The 12,506-nt window shown below is 68.4% G+C and carries 9 protein-coding genes; 6 read left to right on the forward strand and 3 right to left on the reverse strand.

Annotated features, from left to right (window positions below):
* The first annotated feature begins 15 nt into the window (after positions 1-15).
* Entirely contained in the window at positions 16-1,464 is a 1,449-nt protein-coding gene (gnd, locus tag BST28_RS11895) for an NADP-dependent phosphogluconate dehydrogenase (RefSeq protein WP_019737705.1), read from the forward strand.
* Here gnd and BST28_RS11900 read toward each other — a convergent pair.
* The 3 genes from BST28_RS11900 to BST28_RS11910 are packed head-to-tail and all read right to left on the reverse strand — an operon-like array spanning position 1,461 to position 4,551.
* Positions 1,461-2,321, reverse strand: coding sequence for an alpha/beta fold hydrolase (locus tag BST28_RS11900; protein WP_019737706.1), 861 nt, complete (start codon positions 2,319-2,321; stop codon positions 1,461-1,463). The genes gnd and BST28_RS11900 overlap by 4 nt on opposite strands.
* Before the next feature lie 18 nt (positions 2,322-2,339).
* Positions 2,340-3,440, reverse strand: a complete 1,101-nt coding sequence (locus BST28_RS11905) for a histidine phosphatase family protein (protein WP_065287318.1) — start codon at positions 3,438-3,440, stop codon at positions 2,340-2,342.
* 13 nt (positions 3,441-3,453) lie between these two features.
* Positions 3,454-4,551, reverse strand: a complete 1,098-nt coding sequence (locus BST28_RS11910; protein ID WP_019736523.1) for a phosphoglycerate mutase family protein — start codon at positions 4,549-4,551, stop codon at positions 3,454-3,456.
* 871 nt (positions 4,552-5,422) lie between these two features.
* Here BST28_RS11910 and BST28_RS11915 point away from each other — a divergent pair.
* Genes BST28_RS11915 through BST28_RS11935 form a run of 5 tightly spaced genes read left to right on the forward strand, consistent with a single transcriptional unit; the run spans position 5,423 to position 12,451 of the window.
* Complete coding sequence (locus BST28_RS11915; RefSeq protein WP_019736522.1) at positions 5,423-6,859, forward strand: GuaB1 family IMP dehydrogenase-related protein; 1,437 nt, start codon at positions 5,423-5,425, stop codon at positions 6,857-6,859.
* 39 nt (positions 6,860-6,898) lie between these two features.
* Positions 6,899-8,245 (forward strand): hemolysin family protein, encoded by a 1,347-nt coding sequence (locus tag BST28_RS11920; RefSeq protein ID WP_065287316.1) that lies wholly within the window; start codon positions 6,899-6,901, stop codon positions 8,243-8,245.
* Positions 8,238-9,314, forward strand: coding sequence for a hemolysin family protein (locus BST28_RS11925; protein WP_065287315.1), 1,077 nt, complete (start codon positions 8,238-8,240; stop codon positions 9,312-9,314). The genes BST28_RS11920 and BST28_RS11925 overlap by 8 nt, the downstream gene beginning before the upstream one ends.
* A complete protein-coding gene (locus tag BST28_RS11930) occupies positions 9,295-10,188 on the forward strand; it encodes a hypothetical protein (protein WP_019738604.1) in 894 nt (297 codons plus the stop codon). Before BST28_RS11925 ends, BST28_RS11930 begins: the two co-directional genes overlap by 20 nt.
* 49 nt (positions 10,189-10,237) lie before the next feature.
* Positions 10,238-12,451, forward strand: coding sequence for a malate synthase G (locus BST28_RS11935; RefSeq protein ID WP_029249516.1), 2,214 nt, complete (start codon positions 10,238-10,240; stop codon positions 12,449-12,451).
* Positions 12,452-12,506 lie beyond the last annotated feature (55 nt).

The raw sequence follows: 12,506 nt of genomic DNA on the forward strand, positions 1-12,506 counted from the left end.
CCGAGAGGCGAATACATGAGCGCGTCGGAAGTTGTTGGCACCGCCCAGATCGGCGTGACCGGACTGGCAGTCATGGGGTCCAACATCGCGCGCAACTTCGCCCGCCACGGCTACACCGTGGCGCTGCACAACCGGTCGGTCGCCAAAACCGACGCACTGCTCGACGCCTACGGCTCCGAAGGCAGCTTCGTGCGCAGCGAGTCGATTCCGGAATTCCTGGCCGCCCTGGAAAAGCCGCGCCGGGTCCTGATCATGGTCAAGGCCGGTGACCCGACCGACGCCGTCATCAATGAACTCGCCGACGCGATGGAGCCCGGCGACATCATCATCGACGGCGGTAACGCGCTCTACACCGACACCATTCGCCGGGAGAAGGCGATGGCCGCCCGCGGCCTGCACTTCGTCGGGGCCGGAATCTCCGGCGGCGAGGAAGGCGCACTGAACGGGCCCTCGATCATGCCGGGCGGCCCCAAGGAGTCCTACGAGTCGTTGGGCCCGCTGCTCGAGGAGATCTCGGCCCACGTCGACGGCGTGCCGTGCTGCACCCACATCGGGCCGGACGGCGCGGGGCACTTCGTGAAGATGGTGCACAACGGCATCGAGTACTCCGACATGCAGCTGATCGGCGAGGCCTATCACCTGCTGCGCGACGGGCTGGGTCTGGCCGCGCCGCAGATCGCCGAGGTGTTCACCGAGTGGAACGCCGGGGAGCTGGACAGCTACCTGGTCGAGATCACCGCCGAGGTGCTGCGCCAGGTCGACGCCAAGACCGGCCGGCCCCTGGTCGACGTCATCGTCGACGAGGCCGAGCAGAAGGGCACCGGACGCTGGACCGTGAAGTCCGCTCTGGATCTGGGTGTTCCGGTCACCGGCATCGCCGAGGCGGTGTTCGCCCGGGCGCTGTCGGGATCGGTCCCGCAGCGTCGCGCCGCGGTGGGGCTGGCGGCCGGCAGCCTCGGCGAACGCCCCGCGGATGCGGCCCGCTTCACCGAAGACGTCCGGCAGGCGCTGTACGCCTCCAAGATCGTTGCTTATGCCCAGGGCTTCAACCAGATTCAGGCCGGCAGCGCCGAGTACGGCTGGAATGTCACCCCGGGAGACCTGGCGACGATCTGGCGTGGCGGCTGCATCATCCGGGCGAAGTTCCTCAACCGCATCAAAGAGGCCTTCGACACCGACCCCGACCTGGTGAGCCTGCTCGCCGCCCCGTATTTCCGCAACGCGGTCGAGGCGGCCATCGACTCCTGGCGGCGGGTGGTGACCACAGCGGTCAGCCTCGGCATCCCGGCCCCCGGCTTCTCCTCGGCCCTGGCCTACTACGACGGCCTGCGCACCGAGCGGCTGCCGGCCGCCCTGACCCAGGCCCAACGTGACTATTTCGGCGCCCACACCTACGGCCGGGTGGACGCGCAGGGTAAGTTCCACACGCAGTGGAGCGCCGACCGCAGCGAAGTGCCGGCCTAGACCAGCAACCCCAACACGGCGTCGGTGTAAGCCTTCGGGTCCTCGATCTGCGGGTAGTGGCCGAGCCCGGGCAGTTCGACGACGTCGGCGGCCGGGCGCAGCTCACGCAGGCCGTCGAGCACATTGGTGGTGGCGACCGGGTCGCCCAGCCCCCACACGAACCCCAACGGTTTGGGCCAGTCGCGCACCGCGCCGTGCCAGCGCTGCGCGTAGCGCACCCGTTCGTCGAGGTAGGCCGTGAGCAGGTGCAGGATTCGATGACCGTCGTTGTGGGACAACAAATCCCACTGGGCGGCAGCCTCCTCCGGAGACATCGGGTGCCGCGCGGAGAACAGCCGGCCGAAGCCGCGGGTGAAGCCGCGCCGGTTGGATACCCGAGCGGCGAGGGCGCCGAAGCGGCTACGCAGCATTTTTTGACTGGGCCGCAAGCTGGCCCGGTCCAGGATGACGCTGCCGTTGGACAGCACGGCGCGTTGCAGGTCGAAGCCCAGCGTGCCGGTGATGTCGCGGGCCAATAACTCGGTGGTCACCGACGTGCCCATGTCGTGGGCGGCCAGCACCACCGGACCGGTCACTGTCGAGGCCACCACCTGCTGCACCAGATCGGCCTGTTCGAACAGGCTGTAGCGGTGCGGGCGCGGCTTGTCCGACAATCCGAACCCGAGAAAGTCCATGGTCAGCCAGGACCGGCCCGCCAGCCGGGCGACGACACCGCGGAAATCGTAGGAGGAAGACGGAAAGCCGTGTAGCAGTAGCACAGTCGGCCCCTCGCCGGAGGCTGAGCGTACGAACACCCGCCCCACGTCGGTGGGCACGAACCTGCCGCCGTCCAGCCATTCGCGCACGCTGGGCGCCATGCTCGAAAGGGCCATGGCTCAGATTAACGCCAGCAGATCGTCCAGCGCGGACCCGGCGCCGGCTGCCTCACCGAGATTCGTCAGCGCGTCGGTGATGTCGGTGAAGACGGCTTCCGGGAACCCGAGGAACGTCGAGGCCACGTCCTGCAGGCCGGTCTGCAGCGCGGTCGTGATGCCGGCCGGATCGCCGTCGAGCAGCGCCTGATAGAGGTTCCACACCGCGACCTGCGGAGCCATGATCACCTCACGCAGGTCCATCAGCAGCGACGTCAGCAGCCCCGGATCCGCCGGGACGGCGATCCCGTTCCAATTGACCAGTGTCCAGCCGTCGGTCGGGTTGCCCGCGATCTGCACGACACCGGTGTTGGGCAGCAGCGGTGAGCCGTCGTCATTGGCGAACATCGTCTGCAGCGTCAGCGGCAGCAGCAGCGAGATGTCGGGGTTCTTGACGTTGAGCGCCACCCACGCGGCGATGTCAGCCTCGTTGTTGAACGCCACCACGGTGATGTCCCCGTTGTCGCTTTCGACCGGGTTGGCCATCGCGGCGCTGTACATCGCGTCGACCGCGTCGGTGAATTTCTGGTTCATCACCACCCCGTTGGGGTCCTCGATCGAGCCCGGGATGGGCACCAGCACCAACCCGAACAGCGTCCACAGCATCGGCGTGAACTGATAGAGGAAACCGGACAGGCTGGCGATCGGCTGGCCGGCGTAGATACCGCTGTCGATCTCGTTGAGCCCGGGCAGGATCTGCGTCGCCATGTTCTCCAGCGCGGCGAACGGCGCGGCGGTGTCGACGTCGCGAATGGCCTGCCCGGAGAAGATCCCGGCGACGTGGTCCCCGAGCTCACTGTGCAGCCGATCGGCCACCTCCTGCGCCTGCTGCACTCCGAGGTCACTGAGCGGCGGGCCCGGATGGTCCGGCGACGGCGTGATGACGTCGTTGAACGGTGGCATCCGCTGCCCGTGCCGGACGACGTCGATCACGATGTCCTGGGCTTCAGCGCTGGCCAGCGCCCAGCCGGCGCCGGCTACGGCCGGTCCGACGGGCTGCGCCGGGACGCCGATGAAGCCGGCGCCGGCCAGCGCGATGGCGGTCGCGAGTGCGTCTACCTTCATGGGTACCTCCTGATCACAGTCCGGCGAACAAATCGCCCAGCGCGTCGCCGCTGCCGCCGAAGGCGTTGATGATGTCGTTCAGCACCGCCCCCGGGAATTGGGTCAGCGCCGAGCTGATCTGCTCGAAGCCGCTCTGAACCGCGTTCATGATCGTGGTCGGGTCACTGGTGAGGATGGCCTCGCCGATATTCCACAGCGCCGTCTGCGAGGGCAGGACCACATCACGCACGTCGACGAAGAATGCGCTAGCCAGGTCGGGATCTTCCGGGATGGCTTCGCCGTCCCAGCTCAGCAGGGTCCACCCGTCGGTGGGATTGCCCTCGATCTGCACGATGCCGGCGTTGGGCAACAGGATGGTGGACAATCCGTTGGCGACGGTGTGCGACTCCATGATGCGTTGCAGGAAGAACGGTATGTCGGGGTTTTTGACGTTCATCAGCACCCAGGCGAAGATCGACGCCTCGCTGTTGAACGCCACATCGGTGATCTGGCCGTTGTCGCTGACGATCGGGTTGGCGATGGCGTGGTCGTACATCGTGTTGATGGCGTCGGTGAAGCGCGCGTTGAACATCAGGCCGTTGCCGTCCTCGGACCCAGGCCCGGGCACCAGCGCCAACCCCAGCGGTGCGCCGAGCGACCACGCACCGACGGTCAGGAAGGCGAGCCGGCCGCCGAGGCTTTCGATCGGGTCCAGCGCATAGATTCCGCTGTCGACTTCGTTGAGACCCGGCAGGATCTGCACGTTGTCGGACATGTTCTCCAGCGCCGCGAAGGGCGCGGAGGTCTGCATCTCACGGAGGCCCTGGCCGGCGAAGATCCCGGCGACCGGGCCGAGCTCGTCGAACAGCTTCTGCCCGACGTCCTGCGCCTGCTGCAGGCCCAGGTCGCTCAGCGGAGCCCCCGGGAACGCCGGTGACGGCGTGAGCAGGTTTTCATAGGGCGAGATCATCTGGGCGTGCCGGATGACATCGATCACGACGTCTTGGTTCTCGCCGCTGGTGAGCTGGATGTCCGGTGCTGCCGCGGGCACCGGCGCCGGCACCGGAGCGACCGCGATGCCGCCGACCAGGGCAGCACCGGCGGTGAGGGACAGGAGATGGTTTGCCTGCATGTGCGTACCTCTTTTGGTGGGAAGTAGCGTGGGTTCACCTGCGAAGTTAACGCCCAGAAATTTCCGCAGTTTGGTCATTTCTAAGTATCGCGGGAGCCTATTGAATTTGCTGCTAGCTAACTTTGATCGACGGGGTGTCCGCGGTATCCACCGACATTCTCCGGGCACTCCGGCGGCCACGGGAGCCGATACCGGCAGCGGGACGGCGCGATCGGGCAGGTGGCAACGCGGAGGCGTCTGCGAGCTGTTCGTCCCTATCGGGGTCACCGCGGGCGGCAGTCTGCGCTTCGCCGGGTTCCAGTCCTGCGTCGCCTACTCGTCAGTGGTCAGAAGAACGCCCATAACCCTTGCGCTACAAACTGATCGGTGCGCACCCGGTGCCCGCGGCGGTGGCCGGAGATCGGTTCGGAACTGACCGGCTACGAACCGCGGTTACGCCACTGCCGGTGCAGTTTGCGCTGCAGGTAGCCTTCGACGTCGCACCCCCGCCACAACGCTGGAGTTTCTGGCCCGCGCCGGTTGAGGGCGGCAGGCCCGAACGGCGCGAGCCGCGGGACAACCGGGGATCCGACCGGGGTCCGAATGGCCACACCCCGCCAGCCGTAGCTAACTGTCATGTCTGATCCCCTAAACGACGTCATGAGCTTACCCGACTATCCGACTGTGAGGAAGATCAATTTTTCATCGGGTTCACCCAGCCCCAAACCCAGTGGTGCCCGACGGCGCGCTGGCGGTACCGTGGCTGACCGGGCCGCGACGTGTCGCCCGGCGGTCGGAGAGGCGCCGGTGTTTGCCCGAACCCCGGCTCAGGACCCTGTGGAGGCGAACAGATGGGCTCGTCGGAACCCAACGGCCCGAGAGTGTGCGTCCGATGAGGTTTGCACGCGGGCACGACCCCGGCTACGACCTGACCTACGACGATGTGTTCATCGTTCCCAACCGCTCGGCCGTGGATTCGCGCCTCGACGTCGACCTGTCCACCCGCGACGGATCGGGAACCACCATCCCGGTGGTGGTGGCCAACATGACCGCGGTGGCGGGCCGGCGGATGGCCGAGACCGTGGCCCGGCGCGGTGGCATCGTGGTGCTGCCCCAGGACCTGCCGATCGGCGCGGTGGGCCAGACCGTGGAATTCGTCAAAAGCCGCGACCTGGTCGCCGACACCCCGGTGGTGCTCTCCCCCGACGACTCGGTGTCCGCCGCGATGGCGCTGATCCCCAAGCGGGCCCACGGTGCCGCGGTGGTGACGGTCGACGGCCGCCCGACGGGCTTGGTGACCCGGGCGTGTTGCGAGGGCGTGGACCGGTTCAGCCGCGTTCGCGACGTCGCGATCTCCGACCTGATCACCGCACCGATCGGAACCGAACCGCGCAAGGTCTTCGACCTACTGGAGCACGCACCGATCGGCGTCGCGGTGCTGACCAACCCCGACGGCACGCTGGCCGGCGTACTGACCCGCACCGGGGCGATCCGGGCCGGCATCTACACCCCCGCCACCGACGCGGCCGGCCGGCTGCGGATCGGTGCCGCGGTCGGCATCACCGGCGAGGTGACGACCCGGGCGGCTGCGCTGCTGTCGGCCGGGGTGGATGTGCTGGTCATCGACACCGCGCACGGGCATCAGGAAAAAGCGATGCAGGCCATCCGCTCGGTGGCCGCCATGAAACCGGGCGTCCCCCTGGTGGCCGGCAACGTCGTGTCGGCGGACGGCACCCGGGAACTGGTCGCCGCGGGGGCGGACATCGTCAAGGTCGGTGTCGGCCCCGGCGCGATGTGCACCACCCGGATGATGACCGGAGTCGGGCGCCCCCAGTTCTCTGCGGTACTGGAATGCGCAGCGGCGGCACACGAGCTCGGCGCCCACGTCTGGGCCGACGGCGGGGTGCGCCATCCTCGCGACCTGGCCCTGGCCCTGGCCGCCGGCGCGTCGAACGTGATGATCGGCTCCTGGTTTGCCGGCACCTACGAATCCCCCGGCGAGTTGATGTTCGACCACGAGGACAGGCCCTACAAGGAAAGCTACGGAATGGCGTCCAAGCGGGCGGTGGCCGCGCGCACCGCCGCCGATAGTGCCTTCGACCGGGCCCGCAAATCGCTGTTCGAGGAAGGCATTTCGACGTCGCGGATGGCGCTGGACCCCGATCGCGGTGGAGTCGAGGACCTGCTGGACCACATCACGTCCGGCCTCCGCAGCACCTGCACCTACGTCGGCGCCACCGACCTGGCCGAGTTGCATGAGCGTGCCGTGCTCGGGGTACAGTCGGCCGCCGGCTTCGCCGAGGGCCATCCGCTCCCGTTCGGCTGGTGAGGCCCCGGTGAGACCCCTAGCGGCCAGCAGTGGATCGTCATGACCACCGCCTTGACCTTGCTCAGCCTGCTGGCGTTTCTGGTCCTCACCCTGGGCACCGCGGTGTTCGTCGCCGCCGAGTTCTCCCTCACCACGCTGGAGCGCAGCGCCGTGGAGGCCAACGCCCGCCGCGGCGGACGCCGCGACCTCTACATCCAAGACGCCCACCGCACGCTGTCGTTCCAGCTGTCCGGCGCCCAGCTGGGCATCTCGATCACCACGCTGGCCACCGGCTATCTCGCCGAGCCGGTGCTGGCGCGGTGGCTGAGACCCGCGCTTGCCGCACTGGGCCTCCCCGAAGCGACCGCCGCCGGGGTGGCATTGGCCCTGGCCCTGGTGGTCGCCACCTCGCTGTCGATGGTCTTCGGCGAATTGGTGCCCAAGAACCTGGCGGTGGCGCGGCCGCTGCCGATCGCCCGGGCGGTGGCCGGACCACAGCTGCTGTTCTCGCGGGTGTTCACGGTCGCGATCAAGCTCACCAACGGTGCGGCGAACCTCATCCTGCGGCGGCTGGGCATCGAGCCCGCCGATCGGCTGGCATCGGCCCGCTCGCCGCGGGAGCTGGCCTCGCTGGTCCGCAATTCCGCACGCAGCGGAGCATTGGACCCCAGCACCGCCGCCCTGGTGGGCGGGTCCCTGCGGTTCGGTGCCCTGACCGCCGCCGAGCTCATGACACCGCGATCCAAAATCGTGAGCCTGCAGGCCGGTGACACCGTCGCGGATCTGGCCGCGGCCGCCATCGAGACCGGTTTCTCCCGCTTCCCGGTGGTCGACGGCGACCTCGACGCCACCGTCGGCATCGTGCACGTCAAACAGGTCTTCGCGGTGCCGGCCGCCGAGCGGGCGACCACCCCGGTCACCGCCATCGCCAAGCCGGTGGCGGTGGTGCCGTCCACCCTCGACGGCGATGCGGTGATGGAACAGGTCCGGGCCAACGGCCAGCAGGCCGCCCTGGTCGTCGACGAGTACGGCGGCACCGCGGGCATAGTCACGGTGGAGGACCTGATCGAGGAGATCGTCGGCGACGTCCGCGACGAACACGACGACGCCACCCCCGACGTGGTGGTGGCCGGCGGCGGCTGGCAGGTGTCGGGTCTGCTGCGCATCGACGAGGTGGCCGCCGCCACCGGTTACCGGGCCCCCGAGGGCTCCTACGAGACCATCGGGGGGCTGGTGCTGCAGGAACTCGGGCACATTCCGGCGGTCGGCGAGACCGTCGAACTGACCGCGTTCGACCCCGACGAGCTGTCCGCCCACCCGCCCCGCTGGCTGGCCCGGGTGGTCCGGATGGACGGTCGACGCATCGACCTGCTGGCGCTCACCCAGTTGGGGGCCGGCAATGGCTGACCTGTTCAACGTGATGTTGACCGTGCTGCTGATCGGGGCGAACGGCTTCTTCGTCGGCGCGGAGTTCTCGCTGATCTCGGCGCGCCGGGACCGGCTCGAGGCGCTGGCCGAACAGGGCCGCCGTGCCGCGGTCACCGTGATCCGCGCCGGCGAGCAGCTCCCGTTGATGCTGGCCGGCTTCCAGCTCGGTGTGACGGTGTGCTCGATTCTGCTCGGCCGCATCGGCGAACCCGCCGTCGCCGACCTGCTCGAGCAGCCGTTCCGGCTGGCGGGTATCCCCGACCCGCTGCTGCACACCGTCGCGTTCGTCGTGGCGCTGTCGATCGTGGTCACGCTGCACGTGCTGTTCGGCGAGATGGTGCCGAAGAACATCACCCTGGCCGGCCCGGAGACGGCGGCGATGCTGTTGATCCCGCCCTATCTGATCTATATGGCGGCCGCCCGGCCGTTCATCGCGTTCTATCACCGGTGCGGCCACGCCGTGCTGCGCGCCCTGCGGGTGCAGCCCAAGGACGAGCTGGAGATCACGGTGTCCACCGTCGAACTGAGCGAGATGATCGCCGAGTCGGTCTCGGCGGGGCTGCTCGATCTCGAGGAGTACACCCGGTTGACCCGCGCCCTGCAGATCCGCACCCGTGCCGTCGCCGACGTGGCGCTCCCGGTCGGCGACATCCGGGCCGTTCCGGCGGCGGCCGCCGGCCGTGGCCCCGCCGTGGCCGCCGTCGAACTAGCGCTCGCGCAGACCGGCTACTCGCGGTTTCCCGTCGTGGACCAGGGCGAATTCGTCGGTTACCTGCACATCAAGGACGTCCTGCCGCTTCTCGAAGGCCCCGAGAGCCCGCAGAGCTCCGGAGCCGGCCAGGCGGTAGTCGACATCGGCGTGGTGCGGCCGCTGCCCCGGGTTCCGGCGTCGTTGCCGCTGGCCGACGCGTTGACCCTGCTGCGGCGCACCAACAGCCATCTGGCCCTGGCGGTCGATGAGGACGGCGCCGTGGTGGCGATGGTGGCCCTCGAGGACCTGGTCCAGGACGTCGTCGGCACCGTCCGCGATGGAACGCATCGTGTGTGACGAGAGCGAATCCGCACTGGACACCGAGCAGTGGCAGGCCCGGGCGACGGCCTACCGGCTGCGACTGGAGCACTTTCTCACCCCTGCGCTGCGCCGAATCGCCGCGGGGGATCCGGTACCGAAATTCCTGTTCGGGTACTACAGCCTGCGCCCGCGGCAGTTGCGCGCCTGGAACCCCGGATTCGGGGTGGCGCTGACGGGGGCCGCGGCGCTGCGCGACTACCGGGGTCGCCGGGGGTACGCCGTGGCGAACGGCCGCGTCGGTGTCGCCGAGGCGTTCGTCCGTGAGCGTGCCGACACCGTGATGTTTGTCGCACGGCTGTTACGGGCCACCGCCGCCCGCCCGGCGCAGCTGAACTGTTTCGGCCTGCACGAGTGGGCGATGCTGTATCGCAGCGAGACCGTCCGGCACGGCCACGTTCCGCTGCGATTGACCACAGCCGAACTGGACCGGGTCGTTGAAGCAATACCGTTGCGCTGCACGCATTTCGACGCATTCCGGTTCTTCACTCCGGCGGCCGTGCCCCGCAACGCCGGGACGCCGAGCAGGGCCACCCAGACCGCGTGGGAACAGCCGGGTTGTCTGCACGCCACCATGGACTTGTACAAGTGGTGCTACAAGCTGGGACCGCTGATCGACTCCGAGTTGCTGCTGGACTGCCTGCAATTGGCGGCGGCGGCGCGCGAGATCGACATGCGGGCGAGCCCATATGACCTGAGCGGGTACGGCTATGAGCCGATCCGCATCGAAAACCCGGCCGGCCGTGCCGAATACGTCCGTTGCCAGACCGGGATCGCGCAACGGGCCGCGCCGTTGCGGGCAGCCCTGCTCAAGCGGTGTGACCTGCTATTGGCAGTCGCCGGATGCGGATAGTCAGGCGGTCGGCCGGTAAGGTGGTGGATTGGCTATGAGGGAGGAAATGATGACGGACCGGGTGTCGGTGGGCGATTTGCGGGTGGCTCGCGTGCTGTACAACTTCATCACCGACGAGGCGCTGCCGGGCACCGGCATCGACCCGGACAGCTTCTGGGCGGGTGTGGACAAGGTCGTCGCCGACCTGACCCCGAAAAACCAGGAACTGCTGGCGCGTCGCGACGAGTTGCAGGCACAGATCGACAAGTGGCACCGGCACCGGGTGATCGAGCCCTTGGACACCGAGGCCTACCGGGAATTCCTCACCGAGATCGGCTACCTGCTGCCCGAGCCGGAGGACTTCACGATCACCACGGCGGGTGTGGACGACGAGATCGCCGCGCAGGCCGGCCCACAGCTGGTGGTGCCGGTGCTCAACGCCCGGTTCGCGCTCAACGCCGCCAACGCCCGCTGGGGGTCACTGTACGACGCGCTGTACGGAACCGACGTGATCAGCGAGGACGACGGCGCCACGAAGGTGCCCCCCGGGGAGAGCAGCGGCTATAACCCGGTGCGTGGCGACAAGGTGATCGCCTACGCGCGAAAGTTCCTCGATGAGTCGGTGCCGCTGGCCAACGGCGCGTGGACCGAAGTCAAGGCCTTCGCGGTGAAGGACGGCGCGCTGGTGGTCACGCTGGGCGACGGCCTGGAGACAACGGTCGCCGCGCCGGGAGAGTTCGTCGGCTACACCGGTGACGCCGAATCGCCGTCGTCGGTACTGCTGGCCCATCACGGACTGCACATCGAGATCCTGATCGACCCGTCGTCGCCGATCGGGGCAACAGACGCCGCGGGCATCAAGGACGTGGTGCTGGAGTCCGCGGTCACCACGATCATGGACTTCGAGGACTCGGTGGCCGCCGTCGACGCCGACGACAAGGTGCTCGGGTACCGCAACTGGCTGGGCCTGAACCGCGGGGACCTGGCCGAAGAGGTCAGCAAGGACGGCAAGACATTCACCCGCACCCTGGCCGCCGACCGTGAGTTCACCGGGCCGGACGGGGCGACGGTGACCCTGCCGGGGCGCAGCCTGATGTTCGTCCGCAACGTCGGCCACCTGATGACCAACGACGCCATCCTCTACGGCGCCGAGGGCGACGAGGGCGCCGAAGTGTTCGAGGGCATTCAGGATGCGCTGTTCACCGGCCTGATCGCCATGCACGGCCTGTCCGCCTCCGAGGACACCGGGCCGCTGATCAACAGCCGCACCGGGTCGATCTACATCGTCAAACCCAAGATGCACGGGCCCGACGAGGTGGCGTTCACCGCCGAGTTGTTCAGCCGGGTCGAAGATGTCCTGGGGTTGCCGCAGGCGACTCTCAAGATCGGCATCATGGACGAGGAGCGGCGCACCACCGTCAACTTGCGGGCCTGCATCAAAGCCGCCGCCGACCGGGTGGTGTTCATCAACACCGGCTTCCTGGATCGCACTGGCGATGAGATCCACACTTCGATGGAGGCCGGGCCGATGGTCCGCAAGGCCACCATGAAATCGCAGCCGTGGATCCTGGCCTATGAGGACAACAACGTCGATGCGGGCCTGGCGACCGGTTTCACCGGCCACGCCCAGATCGGTAAGGGCATGTGGGCGATGACGGACCTGATGGCCGACATGGTGGAGCAGAAGATCGGGCATCCGCGCGCCGGTGCCACCACCGCCTGGGTGCCCTCGCCGACCGCCGCCACCCTGCACGCGATGCACTACCACCAGGTGGACGTTTTCGAGGTGCAGAAGGAGCTGGCCGGAAAGCGCCGCGCCACAATCGATCAGCTGTTGACGATTCCACTCTCCGAGGGGCTGGCCTGGGCGCCCGACGAGATCCGCGAAGAGGTCGACAACAACTGCCAGTCCATCCTCGGGTACGTGGTGCGCTGGATCTCCCAAGGTGTGGGGTGCTCGAAGGTTCCGGACATCCACGACGTCGCACTGATGGAAGACCGTGCGACACTGCGGATCTCGTCCCAGCTGCTGGCAAACTGGCTGCGGCACGGGGTGATCACCGCTGACGACGTGCAGTCCAGTCTGGAACGGATGGCCCCGGCCGTGGACCGGCAGAACGCGGGCGACCCGAACTATCTGCCGATGGCGCCGGACTTCGACGACAGCATCGCGTTCGCGGCCGCGCGGGAGTTGATCCTGTCGGGAACCAGTCAGCCCAACGGCTACACCGAGCCGATCCTGCACCGGCGCCGCCGAGAGTTCAAAGCCCGCGCCGGCGTCTGAGCCCCAGGCGGATCTTCAGTGGAATTGACCGTGGCCGCAGAGCTGACCGGGCGGA

The organism is Mycolicibacter kumamotonensis (genome assembly GCF_002086285.1).
Taxonomy (GTDB): Bacteria; Actinomycetota; Actinomycetes; order Mycobacteriales; family Mycobacteriaceae; genus Mycobacterium; species Mycobacterium kumamotonense.

What these genes read in the sequence shown, in the direction of transcription:
- BST28_RS11900 (WP_019737706.1), bottom strand. Translation starts at nt 2,321, where the DNA reads ATGGCGCCCAGCGTGCGCGAATGGCTGGACGGCGGCAGGTTCGTGCCC.
- BST28_RS11920 (WP_065287316.1), top strand. Translation starts at nt 6,899, where the DNA reads ATGACCACCGCCTTGACCTTGCTCAGCCTGCTGGCGTTTCTGGTCCTC.
- BST28_RS11935 (WP_029249516.1), top strand. Translation starts at nt 10,238, where the DNA reads ATGACGGACCGGGTGTCGGTGGGCGATTTGCGGGTGGCTCGCGTGCTG.
- gnd (WP_019737705.1), top strand. Translation starts at nt 16, where the DNA reads ATGAGCGCGTCGGAAGTTGTTGGCACCGCCCAGATCGGCGTGACCGGA.
- BST28_RS11910 (WP_019736523.1), bottom strand. Translation starts at nt 4,551, where the DNA reads ATGCAGGCAAACCATCTCCTGTCCCTCACCGCCGGTGCTGCCCTGGTC.
- BST28_RS11930 (WP_019738604.1), top strand. Translation starts at nt 9,295, where the DNA reads ATGGAACGCATCGTGTGTGACGAGAGCGAATCCGCACTGGACACCGAG.
- BST28_RS11915 (WP_019736522.1), top strand. Translation starts at nt 5,423, where the DNA reads ATGAGGTTTGCACGCGGGCACGACCCCGGCTACGACCTGACCTACGAC.
- BST28_RS11905 (WP_065287318.1), bottom strand. Translation starts at nt 3,440, where the DNA reads ATGAAGGTAGACGCACTCGCGACCGCCATCGCGCTGGCCGGCGCCGGC.
- BST28_RS11925 (WP_065287315.1), top strand. Translation starts at nt 8,238, where the DNA reads ATGGCTGACCTGTTCAACGTGATGTTGACCGTGCTGCTGATCGGGGCG.